Source organism: Streptomyces sp. NPDC004051 (assembly GCF_053604275.1).
In genome coordinates, this window is record NZ_JBSGHG010000011.1 from 131,480 (window position 1) to 149,074 (window position 17,595).

Annotated in this window: 12 protein-coding genes; 2 read left to right on the forward strand and 10 right to left on the reverse strand. The window is 72.4% G+C overall.

From position 1 onward, the window contains the following. Positions 1-78: 78 nt before the first annotated feature. Entirely contained in the window at positions 79-492 is a 414-nt protein-coding gene (locus tag ACWEQO_RS14950; protein ID WP_361456047.1) for a Fur family transcriptional regulator, read from the forward strand. A gap of 32 nt (positions 493-524) precedes the next feature. On the opposite strand, the gene rfbC is transcribed toward ACWEQO_RS14950, so the two are convergent. The 8 genes from rfbC to ACWEQO_RS14990 all read right to left on the reverse strand — a co-directional run bounded on the left by rfbC (position 525) and on the right by ACWEQO_RS14990 (position 12,795). Continuing rightward, positions 525-1,118 (reverse strand): dTDP-4-dehydrorhamnose 3,5-epimerase, encoded by a 594-nt coding sequence (rfbC, locus tag ACWEQO_RS14955; protein ID WP_452982918.1) that lies wholly within the window; start codon positions 1,116-1,118, stop codon positions 525-527. A gap of 11 nt (positions 1,119-1,129) precedes the next feature. Beyond that, positions 1,130-3,118 (reverse strand): glycosyltransferase family 2 protein, encoded by a 1,989-nt coding sequence (locus ACWEQO_RS14960; protein WP_452982921.1) that lies wholly within the window; start codon positions 3,116-3,118, stop codon positions 1,130-1,132. Beyond that, positions 3,115-4,038: a dTDP-4-dehydrorhamnose reductase gene (rfbD, locus tag ACWEQO_RS14965; RefSeq protein WP_452982924.1), complete on the reverse strand. Its 924-nt coding sequence runs from the start codon at positions 4,036-4,038 to the stop codon at positions 3,115-3,117. Before rfbD ends, ACWEQO_RS14960 begins: the two co-directional genes overlap by 4 nt. Before the next feature lie 72 nt (positions 4,039-4,110). Then, positions 4,111-5,133, reverse strand: a complete 1,023-nt coding sequence (rfbB, locus tag ACWEQO_RS14970; RefSeq protein WP_452982927.1) for a dTDP-glucose 4,6-dehydratase — start codon at positions 5,131-5,133, stop codon at positions 4,111-4,113. Then, positions 5,130-6,197 (reverse strand): glucose-1-phosphate thymidylyltransferase, encoded by a 1,068-nt coding sequence (locus ACWEQO_RS14975; RefSeq protein WP_452982930.1) that lies wholly within the window; start codon positions 6,195-6,197, stop codon positions 5,130-5,132. Before ACWEQO_RS14975 ends, rfbB begins: the two co-directional genes overlap by 4 nt. 215 nt (positions 6,198-6,412) lie before the next feature. Continuing rightward, a complete protein-coding gene (locus ACWEQO_RS14980; RefSeq protein WP_452982933.1) occupies positions 6,413-10,687 on the reverse strand; it encodes an Rne/Rng family ribonuclease in 4,275 nt (1,424 codons plus the stop codon). A gap of 260 nt (positions 10,688-10,947) precedes the next feature. Next, positions 10,948-11,766: a TIGR03936 family radical SAM-associated protein gene (locus ACWEQO_RS14985; RefSeq protein WP_361456161.1), complete on the reverse strand. Its 819-nt coding sequence runs from the start codon at positions 11,764-11,766 to the stop codon at positions 10,948-10,950. A gap of 6 nt (positions 11,767-11,772) precedes the next feature. Then, the gene (locus tag ACWEQO_RS14990; protein ID WP_452982936.1) at positions 11,773-12,795 is read right to left on the reverse strand and encodes a hypothetical protein; all 1,023 of its coding nucleotides are present in this window, start codon (positions 12,793-12,795) and stop codon (positions 11,773-11,775) included. 191 nt (positions 12,796-12,986) lie between these two features. Here ACWEQO_RS14990 and ACWEQO_RS14995 point away from each other — a divergent pair, with 191 nt between their 5' ends. Further along, positions 12,987-13,898, forward strand: a complete 912-nt coding sequence (locus tag ACWEQO_RS14995) for an ion transporter (protein WP_452982939.1) — start codon at positions 12,987-12,989, stop codon at positions 13,896-13,898. 84 nt (positions 13,899-13,982) lie between these two features. Here the strand turns inward: ACWEQO_RS14995 and ACWEQO_RS15000 are convergent, their stop codons facing one another. Both ACWEQO_RS15000 and ACWEQO_RS15005 read right to left on the reverse strand, forming a co-directional pair. After that, positions 13,983-15,932 (reverse strand): TIGR03960 family B12-binding radical SAM protein, encoded by a 1,950-nt coding sequence (locus tag ACWEQO_RS15000; RefSeq protein ID WP_452982942.1) that lies wholly within the window; start codon positions 15,930-15,932, stop codon positions 13,983-13,985. Between the two features lie 77 nt (positions 15,933-16,009). Then, positions 16,010-17,566, reverse strand: a complete 1,557-nt coding sequence (locus tag ACWEQO_RS15005; protein ID WP_452982945.1) for a CYTH and CHAD domain-containing protein — start codon at positions 17,564-17,566, stop codon at positions 16,010-16,012. Between the last annotated feature and the right edge of the window lie 29 nt (positions 17,567-17,595).

The window sequence follows — 17,595 nt, forward strand, 5'->3', positions numbered from 1 at the left end:
ACATGATCTAAGTCAAGGCGACATTCAGAACCATACCTATTCTTGAGATGGGATCAATCGCTGGTTAGGGTGACGTACATGAGTGATCTCTTGAAGAGGCTTCGGGAACGCGGCTGGCGCCTGACCGCCCAGCGACGCGTTGTGGCCGAGGTGCTCGGCGGGGACCACATCCATCTGACCGCCGACGAGGTGCACGCGCGCGCGGTGGAGCGGCTGCCCGAGATCTCCCGGGCGACGGTCTACAACACCCTGGGCGAACTGGTGGCGCTGGGCGAGCTCGTCGAGTTCTCGGCCGACCACCGCGCCACGCGCTACGACCCGAACGCGCACCGGACCCATCACCACCTGCTCTGCGAGGGCTGCGGCACCATCCGCGACGTGCACCCGGTGGGCAGCCCCCTCTCGGACCTCCCGGAGTCGGAACGCTTCGGATACGCGCTCTCCGGCGTCGAGCTGACCTACCGCGGCATCTGTCCGGACTGCACGGCCTGACGGCCGGCCGGGGCGGGCCGGCCCGCCGGTTCTCAGCCGCCCAGGCTCTCCCGGTAGGCCACGCACTCCTCGTAGGAGGGCAGCAGGCCCTGCGCGCGGGCCTCGGCCAGGGTGGGCGCCTGCTCGTCCTTCGCGGAGAGCAGCGGCGTGAGGTCCCCGGGCCAGTCGATGCCCAGCGCCGGGTCGAGCGGGTGGATGCCGTGCTCGCGCTCGGGCGCGTACCCCTCGGAGCAGAGGTAGACCACGGTGGCGTCCTCGGTGAGCGCCATGAAGCCGTGGCCGAGGCCCTCGGAGAGGTAGACCGCGTGGTGGTCCCGGTCGTCCAGGCGGACGGCCTCCCAGTGGCCGAAGGTGGGCGAGCCGGTCCGGATGTCCACGATCACGTCGAGGACCGCGCCGCGCACGCACGTGACGTACTTGGCCTGGCCGGGCGGCACGTCGGCGAAGTGGATGCCGCGCAGGGTGCCCCGGCTGGACACGGACATGTTGGCCTGGGCGAGCGTGAGCGGGTGGCCGGCCGCCTCGGTGAAGACCGGGGCCTTGAACCACTCGTGGAAGCTGCCCCGGCCGTCGGGGAAGATCTTCGGCTCGTGCACCCAGGCGCCGGAGAGGGAAAGGGGTTGCATCTCAGGGGTCCTCAGTCCTTCTTCCACTGGTTCGTCAGTGACCGTTTGACGCGCCCGGCGGCCCTGCGCCACAGGGGGCGGGACGGGGCGCTCCTCTTCGACGCGGCGGACGCGGCCAGCGGGGTGTGCCGGTCGATCACCCGGGCGGTGCCGTCGGCGGCGACCACCACGTCGACCGGGAGCCGGGTCCACTTCGCCTCGCCCCGGCCGGCGGACGGCACGCCGATCCGGACGGCCCAGCGCTTCCCGGTGAGCTTCTCCAGCGGCAGTACGGCGCTCACGGTCCGGCCGTCCACCACGGCGTCGGCCGGGAACTTGCCCACGTTCTTGCGCTCGAAGCGGAGCCGCACCGGGTCCCCTGCGGTCGCCGCGACGTGCAGCGGCAACGGGAGCCGTACGGCGGATCCGTCGGCCACGGCCTCGGCCGGGTCCATCAGGACCACCGCCTCGCGCTCCAGCTTGTTGGTGTGCTGGTCGACGTCGAGGGAGAGGTTGCCCGGCCCGTCGGTCCAGTACGGCAGGACCAGCCGCCTCGGCTCACCGGTGAGCGCGGCCAGCCGTCCGGCCTCCACGTCCTCGCCGCGTACCGCGCCGAGCCGGGTCTCCTTGCTCCAGCCGCAGGACTTGATGCGCAGGTGCAGGTCCCAGATGCCCTTGTCCAGGGGCCCGCCCGCGGCCGCGGTCTCCGGGTCGAGGGCGGCGCGCGCGGTGATCCGCAGGCGGAAGGCGCCCTCCCCCGCGTCCGCGCGGTGCGGTGCGCACTCGACCGGGAGGTAGTACTGCGTGGCGTTCTCGCGGTGCCGGACCACCAGGTCCACCCCGCTCCTGTCGACCGGGGCGTCCAGGGTGATGCCCTGGCCGGCCAGCGCCTCGAGCGCCTTGTCGGACAGCGGCAGGCCGAGCAGGTCGTGCCCGCCCTCCCGGCGGAAGGTCATCGGCTCGCCGTCGACCTGGTACTCGGCGGTGAACCCGATCTCCAGGACGCCGTCCTCCCAGGTCAGGGAGGACAGGGTGCCGGTGGGCCTGATCCCGGCCTCCCAGCGGGCGAGGGCGCGGACGTCCTGGTAGTGGTCGGCCGCGATCAGTCCGGCCACCACCCGCTGCAGGGGGGCGACCCGGGCGAACACGCCCGGCCCGAACCGCTCGGTGATCACACCGCGGATCTCGCGGTACAGCTCCTCGGCGTAGTCCTCGGGGAGCCTGAGCAGCCGGTCGCCGCGCAGCCGCTCGACCATCTCGTTGCGCAGCCAGCGGCTGAACAGCCTGTCGCGCAGCGGGCCGGGCTCGGTGAGCTCCTCGACCACGTCGAGGGCCTCCCGGAGGTTCTCGAAGTAGCCGACCGGGTCGAAGCGCTGGAAGCCGGCGTTGGAGCCGTCGTCGCGGGTGATGTGGTAGTAGCACGGGTAGTCGCTGAGCACGGCGACGCTCCTGGCCCGCAGATACGCCTCGACGACGAAGACGTGGTCCTCCAGCCGGCGGCGGCCCTCCTTGAAGCGCATGCCGTGCTGTGCGAGGAACTCCCGCCGGAACATCTTGTGCGGGGTGAGGCTGTCGATCAGCGGCGCGTTCTCCACCGTCGCGCGCGGCCGGTTGACCCGGAACAGCTCCTGCGGGACCGGGCGGCCGATGCCCGCCATCTTCCCCACGACCACGTCGGCGTCGTTCGCCTTCCCGTAGTCGTACATCCGCTCCAGGGCCTCGTCGCCGAGCCAGTCGTCGTGGTCGGCGAACATGACGTACTCGCCCCGGGCGGCGTCGATGCCGGTGTTGCGGGGCCGTCCGGACCAGCCGGACGCCTCCTGGTGGACGACGTGGATGTGGGGGTGCTCGGCCGCCAGCCGGTCCAGCCGGGCGGGGGTCTCGTCGGTGGAGCCGTCGTCGACGAAGAAGACCTCGAACTCGTCGGGGGCGAGGCTCTGCCGCAGCAGGCCGGTGATGCAGTCCTCCACGTACTGGCCCGGGTTGTAGACCGCGATGACGACGCTGACCTTCACTGTCACGCCGGGTTCTCCTTCTCGTGGGACCGGTGGATCTCCGAGAACGCCTCGGTGAGGGCCGCGCGCCAGTGGCGCGGCGGCTCGATGCCGGCGGCGGTGAGGCGCTCGTGGCCGAGCACGCTGTAGGCCGGGCGGGGAGCGGGGCGGGCGAACGCCTCGCTGGTGGTGGGGCGGACCCGGTCCGGGTCGGCGCCGAGCAGGCGGAAGATCTCCCGGGCGAGGCCGTACCAGGTGGTCTCGCCGGAACCGGTGCCGTGGTAGACGCCCGCCGGGGCGGTGCCGGCCAGGGCTTTGCGCCCCAGTTCGAGCAGCAGGCCGGCCAGGTCGGCGCTCCAGGTGGGCTGGCCGCGCTGGTCGTCCACGACGTCCAGCGTCTCGCGCCGGCCCTCCAGTCCGATCATGGTGCGGACGAAGTTGGGGCCGCCCTGGCCGTACAGCCAGGCGGTGCGGACGACGTAGCCGCTGTCCGGGAGGGTCTTCAGGACGGCCTGTTCGCCGGCGAGCTTGGTGCGGCCGTAGGCGCTGCGCGGGGCGGTGGGGGCGTCCTCGGCGTACGGCGTGGTGGCGTCGCCGGCGAAGACGTAGTCGGTGGAGACGTGGAGCAGGACGGCGCCGGTACGGGCGCAGGCGTCGGCGAGGTGGGCCGGGCCGTCGCCGTTGACCGCGAGCGCCTCGGCCTCGCGGGTCTCGGCGTCGTCCACGGCGGTCCAGGCCGCGCAGTTGACGACCACGGCGGGCCGGTGGCGTTGGAGCGTGCGCCGTACGGCGTCGGCGTCCGTGAGGTCCAGCGCCTTCCGGTCGAGGGCGGTGACCTGCTCACCCGCCGCCGCCAGCCGGGCCAGTACGTCCCGGCCGAGCATGCCGCCCGCCCCGGTGACCAGCCAGCCGGCCGGAGCACCGGCCTGTTCCTTCATCGGGTTCATCCCTCTCCTCGTCCTCTGTGCCGGATGGCTCGGGACGAGGGCGGTCCCCGGCCCGCAGGGGGTGAAGGCGCGTCAGCCCAGCGCCGCCCGCTCCTTCAGCGGCTCCCACCAGTCGCGGTTGTCCCTGTACCACTGGACGGTTTCGGCGAGGCCCGTGCGGAAGTCCTTGCGCGGCTCGTAGCCCAGCTCTTCGCGGATCTTCGTGCAGTCGACGGAGTAGCGGCGGTCGTGGCCCTTGCGGTCCTCGACGTACTCGACACCGGTCTCCCAGTCGGCGCCGCAGGCCTCCAGCAGCAGTCCGGTGAGTTCCCTGTTGGAGAGTTCGGTGCCGCCGCCGATGTTGTAGACCTCGCCCGCGCGGCCCTTGGTGCGGACCAGTTCGATGCCCTGGACGTGGTCGTCGATGTGCAGCCAGTCGCGGACGTTGCCGCCGTCGCCGTACAGCGGGACCTTCCTGCCGTCGAGGAGGTGGGTGACGAAGAGCGGGATGACCTTCTCGGGGAAGTGGTGGTGCCCGTAGTTGTTGGAGCAGCGGGTGACGCGGACGTCCAGGCCGTGGGTGCGGTGGTAGGACAGCGCGATCAGGTCGCTGGATGCCTTCGCCGAGGAGTAGGGCGAGTTGGGCTGCAGCGGGTGGGTCTCGGGCCAGGAGCCCTCGTCGATCGAGCCGTAGACCTCGTCGGTGGAGATGTGCACGAAGGTCTCGACGCCGGCCCGGTGCGCGGCGTCGACGAGCGTGTGGGTGCCGACCACGTTCGTGCGGACGAACTCCGCGCCGCCGTCGATGGAGCGGTCGACGTGCGACTCGGCGGCGAAGTGCACCACCTGGTCGTGCTCGGCCATCAGCCCGCCGACCGTCTCCGGGTCGCAGATGTCGCCCTGCACGAAGGCGAATCCGGGGTGTGCGCGCACCTCGTCGAGGTTGGCCGGGTTGCCCGCGTACGTCAGCTTGTCCAGGACGGTGACCGCGACGTCGCCGGGGCCCTGGGGGCCGAGCAGCGTACGGACGTAGTGCGAGCCGATGAAGCCGGCGCCGCCGGTCACCAGGATCCGGGTCGGGCGGGCCGAGGAGGCCGGGGAGGAAGGGGCCGTCATGAGGAGATCTGCACCTTGCTGTGATCACCGAGCACGAGCCGGTGGGCCTTGAGGTTACGGGGAGCGGGCGTGACCTCGACGTCGCGCCCGATGAGCGAGGTCTCGACCCGGCGCACACCGGTCACGGACGAGCCCCGCAGGACGATGGAGTACTCGATTTCGCTGTCCTCGATCCGGCAGTCCTCGGACACCGAGGTGAAAGGTCCGATATAGGCGTCGCTGACCACCGTACCCGCGCCGATGACCGCGGGCCCGACGATCCGGCTGCCGTGGACGCGCGCGCCCTCCTCGATGCGCACCCGGCCGACGATCTCGCTGGCCCCGTCCACCACGCCGGCGTTGTGCGGCTCCAGGGACTCCAGGACGGACCGGTTGACCTCCAGCATGTCGGTGACGTTGCCGGTGTCCTTCCAGTATCCGGAGATCGTGGTGGAGCGGACGTCCCGCTTCTCGTCGATCAGCCACTGGATGGCGTGCGTGATCTCCAACTCGCCGCGCCGGGAGGGCCCGATGGAGCGGGCCGCCTCGTGCACGGCCGGGGTGAACAGGTAGACGCCGACGAGAGCCAGATCGCTCTTCGGGTGCTCCGGCTTCTCCTCCAGGCCCACCACCCTGCCGTCGTCGCCGAGTTCGGCGACGCCGAAGGAGGTGGGGTCGGAGACCTCGGTCAGCAGGATCTGCGCGTCGGGCCGCTCCGTCCGGAACTCCTCCACCAGCCCGGTGATGCCGCCGACGACGAAGTTGTCGCCGAGGTACATGACGAAGTCGTCGTCACCGAGGAAGTCCTGGGCGATGAGCACGGCGTGCGCCAGTCCCAGGGGCGCCTCCTGGGGGATGTACGTGACCTCGATCCCGAAGCGGGAGCCGTCTCCCACCGCCGCGCGGATCTCGTCCGCGGTGTCGCCGACGATGATCCCGACCTCGCTGATCCCGGCTTCGGCGATCGCTTCCAGACCGTAGAAGAGCACCGGCTTGTTGGCGACGGGCACCAGCTGTTTGGCCGAGGTGTGGGTGATGGGGCGGAGACGGGTCCCCGCTCCCCCGGAAAGCACGAGAGCCTTCACTTCTTGCGCCCCCAATACTCCGCTCACACAGGGAAGGAAGCCCCATTTGTCCAACATTGATGTGAATCCCGGGCAACATCATAGTCTTGCCCCGGGAAACTCGGTTCACCCACTGTTCGGGCCGTCAGTTTCTGTGCCACGGGCGAGAGTTGGGGAAAAAGCGATCCGCCCCCGGCAGAGCCGGGGGCGGATCGTGTTCCTCGTGCGGTCCGACGTCACTCCCCGTCGGTGGTGGTCGACACGGACGGGGGGGACTGCTGTTCGGCCGCCGCCGTCTTCTTCGCCGGCGCCTTTTTCGCCGCCGTCTTCCTGGTGGCGGTGCTCTTGGCGGCCGTCGTCTTCTTGGCGGCGGTCTTGGTGGCCGCCGTCTTCTTCGTGGCGGCCTTCTTCACCGTGGCCTTCTTGGCGGTGGTCTTGGCGGCCGCCGTCTTCTTCGTGGCCGCCTTCTTCGCCGTGGCCTTCTTGGCCGCCGCGCGGGCGGTCTTCTTGGCCGGAGCCGCCTCCTCGACGGCTTCCTCGGCGGGCGCCGTCACGGTGACGTCCGCCGCCTCGGCGACCGCCGCCTCGTCCGCCGGAGCCGTCTCCGCCACCGGAGCCGTCTCCGCCACCGGAGCCGTCTCCGCCGCCGGGGCCGACGGGACGACCACGACGGCCGCCTCCTCGGACGCGGTGGACACGGTGGGCTTGCGCACCGCACGGCGGCGCGGGCGGGGCGGCGCGGCGGTCTCGGCGGCCGGCTCGGGCGACGGCTCGGCCGGGGACTCCTCGGTCACCGGCTCCGGCGTCCGCTCGGGCGCCGCGGGGGCGGTGTCCGCGATGGTCACCACCGCGGCCTGCGCACCCGCCGGAGAACCGGCCGGCGCGGACACCTTGCGGGTGGCCCGGCGACGCGTACGGCCCTGGGGAGCGGCCTCCTCGACGGGCGCCGCCGCGGCGACGGGCGCCTCGACGACCGGGTCCTCGGCGGCGGCCGGGACCGCGTGCGCCTCGGCGGCCGGTTCCGGCTGGACCGGGCGTGCGGTCTCCTCGGCGACCGTCGTCTCCTGGGCCGTCGGCACCTTTGCGCCGGGCCCGGACCCGTCGGCGGCCACGGCGGCCGCGGCGGCGGCAGCCGGCTCGCGCCGGGACTGCTCGCGCCTCGGCGCACCCGCCGGAGCCGAGGCCCGGCGGCTCACCCGGCGACGGGTACGTCCGCGCGTGGCCGCGGCCTCCGCCTCGGCGGCGCTGCTGTACAGCTCCTCGTCCGGAACGTACTCGGGGGCGGGGAGCGCGACCGGCTCGGCGACCTCGGCGGCGACCTCGGCCGCCGTCTCCGACTCCGCTTCCGCCTCCTCCTCCGTCGTCAGGACCGCCTCGGCCTCGTGCTCGTGGAGGTGCTCCCCGGCACCGGCCCGCGCCCGCTTCCTGCGCCTGCCGCCGCCACCGGCGGCGGTGGGCTGCTCCAGGTGGACGATGACACCGCGCCCGTTGCAGTGGACGCAGGTCTCCGAGAACGACTCCAGCAGGCCCTGACCGACCCGCTTGCGGGTCATCTGCACCAGACCCAGCGAGGTCACCTCGGCGACCTGGTGCTTGGTACGGTCCCGGCCCAGGCACTCGAGCAGGCGCCGCAGCACCAGGTCCCGGTTGGACTCCAGGACCATGTCGATGAAGTCGATGACGATGATGCCGCCGAGGTCGCGCAGCCGCAGCTGGCGCACGATCTCCTCGGCCGCCTCCAGGTTGTTCCTGGTGACCGTCTCCTCGAGGTTGCCGCCCTGACCGGTGAACTTCCCGGTGTTGACGTCGATGACGACCATCGCCTCGGTCCGGTCGATCACCAGCGAACCGCCGCTGGGCAGCCAGACCTTGCGGTCGAGCGCCTTGGCGAGCTGCTCGTCGATCCGGTACGTGGCGAAGACGTCGACCTCGCTGGTCCACCTCTGCAGCCGGTCGGCCAAGTCGGGCGCGACGTGCGTGACGTACCCGTGGATGGTCTCCCACGCCTCGTCGCCGCTGACGACGACCTTGGAGAAGTCCTCGTTGAAGATGTCCCGCACGACCCGGACGGTCATGTCCGGCTCGCCGTACAGCAGCGTCGGCGCGCTCGAGCCGCCACCGCCCTTGGACTTCTTCTTGATCTCCTCCCACTGCGCCTGCAGCCGCTCGACGTCACGGCGCAGCTCGTCCTCGCTCGCGCCCTCGGCGGCGGTGCGCACGATGACGCCCGCGTCCTCGGGGACGACCTTCTTGAGGATGCTCTTCAGCCGGGCCCGCTCGGTGTCGGGCAGCTTGCGGCTGATGCCGGTCATCGAACCCTCGGGGACGTACACGAGGTAGCGGCCCGGGAGGGAGACCTGGCTGGTCAGACGGGCGCCCTTGTGCCCGATCGGGTCCTTCGTCACCTGGGCGAGGACCGACTGGCCCGACTTCAGCGCGGCCTCGATACGACGCGGGCCGTTGGCCATGCCCAGCGCCTCGAAGTTCACCTCACCGGCGTAGAGCACGGCGTTGCGGCCCTTGCCGATGTCGATGAACGCGGCCTCCATCGACGGCAGCACGTTCTGCACCTTGCCGAGGTACACGTTGCCGACGTACGAGGTCGCCTGCTCCTTGTTGACGTAGTGCTCGACGAGCACCCCGTCCTCCAGGACGCCGATCTGCGTGCGGTCGCCGTACTGCCGGACCACCATGACGCGCTCGACGGCCTCACGGCGGGCCAGGAACTCGGCCTCGGTGATGATCGGGACGCGCCGGCGGCCCTGCTCACGGCCTTCCCGGCGGCGCTGCTTCTTCGCCTCCAGGCGGGTGGAGCCCTTGATGGACTGCACCTCGTCCGACGGCTCGGCGGGCTTGCGCGGTTCGCGGACCTTGACGACGGTGCGCTCGGGGTCGTCGGTGGAGGTCTCGGCCTCGCCGCCGCTGTCCCCGGCCCGACGACGACGGCGGCGCCGGCGCCGGCTGCTGCTGGAGCCGCCCGCGGTGCCCGCGTCGTCGTGGTCCTCGGTCGACTCGTCGGCGTGCTCCGCGTCCTCGGCGGACCCGTCCGCGCCGTCCTCGGCGTCGTGCTCGGCGCCGGTGCGCTCAGTGTCGTCCCCGGACTCGTCGCCCTCGGCGTCCGTCTCGGCGGACTCGCCGCGCCTGCGACGACGGCCACCGCGACGACGGCGCCGGCGGGAACCGGCCCCCTCGCTCTCGTCGTGGTCGTCGTGGTCGTCGCTCTCCTCGCTCTCGTCGTGGTCGTGCTCCTCGTCGGAGGAGGGGCCCTCGGCCGACGCGTCGGCGTGCTCCGCGTCGCCTGCGGACCGGTCCGCGCCGTCCTCGGCGTCCTCGACGCGGGCGGCGGCAGCGGCGGGGGCCGCGTCGGTCTCGTCCGCCGCGCCCCGGCGGCGACGACGGCGGCGCGAGGCGGTGGGCTGCTCCTCGGGGAGCTCCTCGGTCTCCTCCGGCTGCTCGGGCTCCGGCCTGCCTGCGGCCTCGGCGGCCGCTTCGGCGGCGGCCCGCTCCGGCGTCTGGAACTGGGGCTCGGTGAACACCGGAGCCTGGAAGACGGCGACGGCGGGGCGGACGGGACGCCTCGACGTCCCGGCCTCGGCCCCGGTCGCGGCGGATCCGGCGGCCGGCCGGGCGGGCTCGGCGAACCCGGCGGCGGCCTTGCGGACCGCGCGGCGACGGCGGCGCGGAGCGGCGTCGTCCGCGGCGGGCTCGGCGGACGTTCCGGAGGTCGTGGTCTGCCCGGTGGGCTCGGTCACGGGAGCCTGCGCCTCCTCGGCGGAAGAGGCGGTGGCCTCGGCGGTCGCGGGCGCGGAGACGCTGCGCGAGGCACGGCGCCGGGTGCGGCGGGGAGCCGCGTCCTCGGCGGTGTCGGTGGTGTCGGTGGTGTCGGTGGTGTCGGCGGCAGGTGTGGTGCCGACGGCCGGTGCGGTGCTCGCGGCCGCGGCGCTCTCCGCCGCCTCGGTGGCCTCGGTGGCCTCGGTGACGGTGGTCGTCGGCGAGGTCACACGGCGCGTCGCACGACGGCGCGCACGCGGCGGGGCGGCGTCCCCGGCGGGCTCGGACGTCGCCGTCCCCGCGGCGGGCTCGACGGCCGGAGCGGCCTGAGCGGCGGGGGTCTCGGCCGTCGGCACGACGGTCTCGGTGGCCTCCGCCGACGCCGGTGTCCCGGCGGGTGAGGTCGAGCGGCGCACCACCCGGCGGCGCCGGGGCGGAGCGGCGGTGTCCGTGGCGGTCGGCGCCTCTTCCCGGGCGGCCGTGGGCTGCGCGGCGGCCTCGGCCTCGGCGCCCTCCTCGGCCGCGGGCTCGTCGTTCTCGTCGAGCGGCTCGGTGGGCTCGGCGGACGCCGGGAACTCTGCGGCCGGTATGGCCGACGTGACCGTCTCCACCTCCGTGCCGGCGCCCGTCGTGGGCGGACCGGCCGGGCGGGACGCGGCACGTCGCCGTCGACGCGGCGGCAGGGTGTCGCTGGGGCTGTTCGGTTCGGAGCCCTCTGTGGGCTCGGTCGGTTCGAGCATGCGGGGGTTCTCCCGTCAGGCTCCCGGGCGCCGCACCCGGTCCGGCGATGCCGGTGACGTCCGCGGCTCGCGCGAAGCGCGGTTGCCGCCGTCCGGGGCGCGGGCGCCGCACGGGAACTCTCTGTGTCCTGTCTCACCGGTTCCGTACACCGAATGCGCACGGCCTGGCGAAAGTCTTGTGGTCGATGCGCTGCCCGACCCAGGTGGCTCCCGAGGTACGAGGGCGGCGCTACGGCGTCCGTCCCTACGCGGGACCTTCCTTACACCGGCGCCGTCGCGGCGGCAGTGGCACCGGCCGGATGCGGCTCGGTCGCTGCTGCCTCGCGGTCGGGCGCGAGCGGGTCGGTCACCGTGCCGGTCTCTTCATCGAGCAGCCCCTGCGCCAGCCTGGTCACCGCTGCGGGGACCGGCGGCGCCAGATCGGCCACGGCGCGGAGACCGGACAGGACGTCGTCGGGTCGAACGGCAGGCGTCACGTGCCGAACAACCAGCCGCAGTATCGCACAGGGCCGGCCGGTCGGCCTATCAGCCGAAGGAGGGGGCGTTTCCAGACTTTCCAGAGCCACGACCGCGGAACGGGTGTCGAAGGTACGCATCCCGCTCTTCGTCCGGCGCTGCACCTCGACGACACCGGCCGCGTTGAAGGCGTCCACCGCTCGGCGGGCCTCCTCCCGGTCGACACCGTCCAGCCGCAGCTCCCACACCGAGGCCGTGAGCCGGTCGGCGAGCCCCGAGGTGCGGGTCTCGACCGCCTCGATGATGTCGAGCCCGGTGGGCATCGACTCGTCGAGGAGGGCTCTGATCCGCTCCGGATCCCGCGCCCGGGTGAGCGCGATCTCCAGATACTCCGCCTCACTGCCCGTGCCGGTGGGTGCGGCATTGGCGTACGACACCTTCGGGTGCGGCGTGAACCCCGCCGAGTACGCCATCGGCACCTCGGCACGGCGCAGCGCGCGCTCGAAGGCACGCTGGAAGTCACGGTGGCTGGTGAACCGGAGGCGGCCGCGCTTGGTGTAGCGCAGTCGAATGCGCTGTACCGCGGGTGCGGGCGGCGGGCCTTCGGGCTGTCGCTTGCCCAGTGTCGTTCAGTCCTTCGTGAGAGCGGTCGTACTGCTACCAAGAGTACGCGTGTCGCCGCCGATAGGTTCCCGTCGGTTCTCCACCGGTGTCGGCCGCCGCTCCCCGACGAGCATCCGGCGGAGGTCGGCGCGCGCCTGCCGCAGCGTCGCACGGGCGGAATCCAGGGACTCCCGTACGGCCCGCCCCACCGCGCGGCCCGCCTCGGCGGCGGGCCGCAGCACCGCGTCCCGCACCAGGTGCCCCACCGGTGTCAGCACACGCGCGTACGTCCACCGCGCGGGCTCCACCACGGCCCACCGCACCAGGGCGCCCAGGAACCGCCCCACCGCGAGCGAGACGTACCCGGCGACCCGCCAGGCGTGCCCGAGGGCGTCGCCGATCTCCCGCGCGACGACGGCGAGCACCCGCCCGACCGGCGTCAGCACCCAGCGCCACACGGCGAGCAGGGGCAGCACGAACAGGATCCGGGTGATCCAGTACAGCCCCGTACCGATGCCCGTGACGAGCATGCCCACCAGCCACGCCAGTCCCTTCGCGCACCGGGCGACGGCGCGCCCGAGGGGCGTGAGCACCCACCTGTACAGCCACGCGCCGGGCACGACGACCAGATACCGGGCGAGCCGGTCGAGGACGGCGAACAGCGCGTGCCCGAGCGGCGCGAGCACATGCCGGTACAGCCACCCGGCGGGCACGACGACCACCAGGTTCCCGAGCCAGGAGAGCGCCGTGCCGAGCGGCACGAGGCCGTACCGCCACAGCCCCACCAGCGGCCACACGAACACCGCCCGCCCCATCCACCACAGCGCCCGCCCGAGCGGCCGGAACACGGCACGGTCCAGCCACCGCACGGCGACGGCGCACGCGTCCCACACCATCCGCACCGGCAGGACCACGAGGAACACGAAGATCCGCACCGGCAGGCGGACCGCCACGACCAGGCACCCCTCCCCCGCCGCCTCCGGCTGCCGCGGCGAAGAGGGGCGTGGGGGCGGTACCGGTCTCCCGGCGCCTTGCTTCTCCAGGTCCATGCAGGAGAGGACGCCCCGGCAGGCCGTTCGGATGCACCGGCCCCGTTCCACCCGCACGAACGCCCTCATGAACGCCCGCGAATCTACAATGCTGTAGAAATCAGCTCTGGAGTGTCACCGCCGCGCGAACCCGCCGGCCCGTCCGCACCACGGGCATGACGCGCGGCACGAAGGAGCAGATACAGCACGACATGAACGACCACCCTGCCCCCACGGGCGCCACGCCCCGGCCCCTCCGCCACACCCTGGCGGAGAGAGCCCGCGCCGTCACCGAAGCCCGCTGGTTCGCCCTCACCGTCTTCATCCTGATCCTCACCAACGCGGCCCTGCTGGGAGCCGAGACCTACAGCGGACTCTCCAGGGACTGGCACCACGGATTACGCCTCGCCGAACACCTCTGCCTCGCCGCCTTCACCGTCGAGATAGCCCTGCGCGCCTGCGCCCACGCGGACCGCCCCCGCGACTTCTTCCGCGACCCCTGGAACCTCTTCGACCTGGCCGTCGTCATCTGCGCGTTCCTGCCCCTGGTCCGGGAGAACACCACCGTCCTGCGGCTGCTGCGCCTCGCCCGCGTCCTGCGTACCGCCCGCTTCCTCCCCCAGCTGCGGATCGTCTTCGTCGCGGTGGGCCGCAGCCTGCCGGGCACCGTCAGCTTCCTCCTGGTGGGCGCGCTCCTGCTCTACGTCTACGCCATGGTCGGCTGGGTCTTCTTCAGCGAGGCGGACCCCGGCCAGTTCGGCTCCATCGGCCGCGCCGCCCTCACCCTCTTCCTGCTGATGACCCTGGACGGCCTCGGTGACGCCGTCCACGCCGGCCTGGAGATCTCCCGCTGGAGCATCCTCTACTACGCCTCCTACGTACTGTTCGCCTCGTTCGTCCTGGTCAACGTCCTCATCGGGGTCGTCATCAGCTCCCTGGAGGAAGCCCGCGAACTGGAACGCGAACACTGCCCCACCCCCGACACCGACCCCCCCGCCCCGGACCCCGCGCAGGACCTGCGCACCCGCATCGCCATCGCCAGAAAGGCCCTGGACGACCTGGAAGCCGTCCTCCCGCCCCACCGACCCGAGCAGGCCCCCGCCCCCGAGACGGTCCGGTCGTAACACCGCCCCCGTGGCAGGCCGCGAACGCCGGTGGGCCCACTCCGTGTTCCGGAGTGGGCCCACCGAACAGCTCGGGACGACCGCTCAGCTCGTGTTCTTCACCGTCAGAGGAAGAAGCTTCTTACCAGTCGGTCCGATCTGAATACTGGTGTCCATCTGGGGGCACACCCCGCAGTCGAAGCAGGGGGTCCAGCGGCAGTCCTCGACCTCGGTCTCGTCGAGGGCGTCCTGCCAGTCCTCCCAGAGCCAGTCCTTGTCGAGGCCGGAGTCGAGGTGGTCCCAGGGGAGGACCTCCTCGTAGGAGCGTTCGCGGGTGGTGTACCAGTCGAGGTCCACGCCGTACTGCGCCAGGGCCTTGTCGGCGCAGTCCATCCAGCGCTCGTAGGAGAAGTGCTCGCGCCAGCCGTCGAAGCGGCCGCCGTCCTCGTAGACCGCGCGGATGACCGCGCCGACGCGGCGGTCGCCGCGGGAGAGGAGGCCCTCGACGATGCCGGGCTTGCCGTCGTGGTAGCGGAAGCCGATGGAGCGGCCGTACTTCTTGTCGCCGCGGATCTTGTCGCGCAGCTTGGTCAGGCGGGCGTCCGTCTCCTCGGCCGACAGCTGCGGCGCCCACTGGAAGGGGGTGTGCGGCTTGGGGACGAAACCGCCGATGGAGACGGTGCAGCGGATGTCGCCCGAGCCGGAGACCTCGCGGCCCTTCTGGATGACGTTCATCGCCATGTCGGCGATCTGGAGGACGTCGTCGTCGGTCTCGGTGGGCAGGCCGCACATGAAGTAGAGCTTCACCTGGCGCCAGCCGTTGCCGTAGGCCGTGGCGACGGTCCTGATCAGGTCGTCCTCGGAGACCATCTTGTTGATGACCTTGCGCATGCGCTCCGAGCCGCCCTCGGGGGCGAAGGTCAGGCCGGAGCGGCGGCCGTTGCGGGTCAGTTCGTTGGCCAGGTCGACGTTGAAGGCGTCGACGCGGGTGGAGGGGAGGGAGAGGCCGATCTTGTCCTCTTCGTAGCGGTCGGCGAGGCCCTTGGCGATGTCGCCGATCTCCGAGTGGTCGGCGGAGGAGAGGGAGAGCAGGCCGACCTCTTCGAAGCCGGTGGCCTTCAGGCCCTTCTCGACCATGTCGCCGATGCCGGTGATGGAGCGCTCGCGCACCGGGCGGGTGATCATGCCGGCCTGGCAGAAGCGGCAGCCGCGGGTGCAGCCGCGGAAGATCTCCACCGACATGCGCTCGTGCACCGTCTCGGCGAGCGGGACGAGGGGCTGCTTGGGGTAGGGCCACTCGTCGAGGTCCATGACGGTGTGCTTGGAGACGCGCCACGGGACGCCCGACTTGTTCGGCACGACGCGGGCGATCCGGCCGTCGGGGAGGTACTCGACGTCGTAGAAGGCGGGGACGTAGACGCCGCCGGTCCGGGCCAGGCGGAAGAGGAGTTCCTCTCGGCCTCCGGGGCGGCCCTCCTCCTTCCAGGCGCGGATGATCCGGGTGATCTCCAGGACGGCCTGCTCGCCGTCGCCGATGACGGCGCAGTCGATGAAGTCGGCGATCGGCTCGGGGTTGAAGGCGGCGTGGCCGCCGGCCACGACGATCGGGTCGTCGAGGCCGCGGTCCTTGGCCTCGATCGGGATGCCGGACAGGTCCAGGGCGGTGAGCATGTTGGTGTAGCCAAGCTCGGTGGAGAAGCTCAGGCCGAACACGTCGAAGGCCTTGACCGGGCGGTGGCTGTCGACCGTGAACTGCGGGACGGCGTGCTCCCGCATCAGTTCCTCCAGGTCCGGCCAGACGCTGTAGGTGCGCTCGGCGAGGACGCCGTCCTGTTCGTTGAGCACCTCGTAGAGGATCATGACGCCCTGGTTGGGCAGTCCGACCTCGTACGCGTCGGGGTACATGAGGGCCCAGCGGACATCACAGCTGTCCCAAGGCTTGACCGTGGAGTTGAGCTCTCCGCCGACGTACTGGATCGGCTTCTGCACATGCGGGAGCAGCGCTTCGAGCTGCGGGAACACAGACTCGGCGGCCACGGCGGCTTCGGCAGGCATCTCGGGAACCTTCGTGTGCTGGCTGGGGTTCCCCCGGCCGGAGGCTGGGGGGCGGGTGACCATCCAGCCTAACCGCTTCAGAAGGCGGCGGATTTTCTGATCGGCTTCCAGGTTTCCGGGAGGGCGTTCTCGGTGATCTCCGCGCGCCGTTCCTCGCGTCCGTACAGCACCCCGTACGTGAAGTCGCTCTCGCCCGCCGCGTGGGCGACGGCGGCGAGTTCGCACAGGGTCTTGCGGGCCATGACGCTGTCCTGGTGGTCGCCGAGCAGGCCCTGGAGGGACTTCATGCTCTTTACCAGGTCCTTGGCGGGGGCGTCGAGGGCCGGGGTGGCGGCCTCGGCGGCGTAGCGGGTGCGCTTGGTCTTCTTGCGGGCGTCGTGCAGGGCGAGGTCGCGTTCGTGGCCGGGCGGGAGGTCCAGGGCCCGGGTGACGAGGCCGGAGAGCTTGTCGAGGTCCTTGCCCACGGCCTTGGCGAGCGCCTTGTCCGGGCCGGCCGCGGCCTTCTTCCGCAGGGGCGGGTCGGCCAGCAGGGCGTCGAGGGCGTCGAGCAGGGTGAGGTAGCGGCGGGAGTCGAGGACTCCGGTGACCTTGCCGTGGGCTCCGCGGTGGCCGGTCTCGGCCCAGGTGGTCAGCCTGTCGCGCACGGGGCCGTGGACGAGGGTGCCGGGCAGGTCGTCCAGGGCCGTGGTGAGGCGCTCGGCGAGGACTTCCTGGTCGCGGTCGAGGCCGAGTTCTCCGGCCAGCCATTTCAGGTCGGCGCCGATGGGGTCGGTGGTCTTCCGGTCGAGGACGTTGCGGAAGGAGCGGAAGGTGCTGCGCAGGCGGCGGGTGGCGACGCGCATGCGGTGCACGGAGTCGGGTACGTCCTGGCGTACGGCGGGATCGAGTTCGACGAGGGCGTCCCGCTGGGCGCGGACGTAGGCGAGGACGTGGTCGCCGGCGGTGACGGGTTGGCCGACCGGGCGGCTGCGGTGCTTGCGCTTCGGCGCCGCGGCGGGGGCGGCCGCGGGTGCGGGGGCGGCCTGGGGGGTGTGCGTGGGGGGTGCCGTCTCGGCGAGGGCCCTGGCGAGTTTGGAGGGTGACTTCGAGGGGCGCAGGCCCGCCTTGCGGAGCCGTTCGTCGACCTGGTCGAGGAAGGCGGGGTCGCCGCCGTCGGCGAGTTCGACCTCGATCTCGGTCCACCGGGCGGTGCCGTCGCCGGTGAGGCGTTCGGCGTGCACGGTGTCGACGCTGATCTCGGCGAGGAGCCGGCCGGTGGTGTCGAGGAGGTGGCGCACCTCGCGGTCGGAGCGCAGCCGGACCACGGGGCCCAGCGCGGCGCCGCGGACGCGGGAGCGGACGAGCCGGGCGAGGTCCTCCGGGAGGGTGTCGGAGAGCGGGGCGCGGATCTCGTCGCGCACTCCGGGGGCGACGGGGAACTTCAGGTGCCAGCCGGCGTCGGAGCCGCCGGTGCGGCGGCGCAGGGTGAGGGAGGCGGCGGTGAGGCGGTGGTCGGCGGTGTCGTAGTAGGTGGCGTCGAGGTGGACGGTGCCCTGGTCGGCGATGGAGGCCACGCCGGGGAGGCCGGTCAGGTCGGGGAGTCCGTTGTCGCCGGACTCGTACTTTCGCTCGATTTCGCGTGTGGTGTCCGCCATGAACTGAACCTATCCGCCGGACCCGGATC

Excerpts from the sequence above, each read along its gene's own strand:
- rfbC (WP_452982918.1), bottom strand. The coding sequence starts at position 1,118 with ATGCAACCCCTTTCCCTCTCCGGCGCCTGGGTGCACGAGCCGAAGATC.
- ACWEQO_RS15005 (WP_452982945.1), bottom strand. The coding sequence starts at position 17,566 with ATGGCGGACACCACACGCGAAATCGAGCGAAAGTACGAGTCCGGCGAC.
- ACWEQO_RS15000 (WP_452982942.1), bottom strand. The coding sequence starts at position 15,932 with ATGCCTGCCGAAGCCGCCGTGGCCGCCGAGTCTGTGTTCCCGCAGCTC.
- ACWEQO_RS14950 (WP_361456047.1), top strand. The coding sequence starts at position 79 with ATGAGTGATCTCTTGAAGAGGCTTCGGGAACGCGGCTGGCGCCTGACC.
- ACWEQO_RS14995 (WP_452982939.1), top strand. The coding sequence starts at position 12,987 with ATGAACGACCACCCTGCCCCCACGGGCGCCACGCCCCGGCCCCTCCGC.
- rfbB (WP_452982927.1), bottom strand. The coding sequence starts at position 5,133 with ATGACGGCCCCTTCCTCCCCGGCCTCCTCGGCCCGCCCGACCCGGATC.
- rfbD (WP_452982924.1), bottom strand. The coding sequence starts at position 4,038 with ATGAACCCGATGAAGGAACAGGCCGGTGCTCCGGCCGGCTGGCTGGTC.
- ACWEQO_RS14980 (WP_452982933.1), bottom strand. The coding sequence starts at position 10,687 with ATGCTCGAACCGACCGAGCCCACAGAGGGCTCCGAACCGAACAGCCCC.
- ACWEQO_RS14990 (WP_452982936.1), bottom strand. The coding sequence starts at position 12,795 with ATGGACCTGGAGAAGCAAGGCGCCGGGAGACCGGTACCGCCCCCACGC.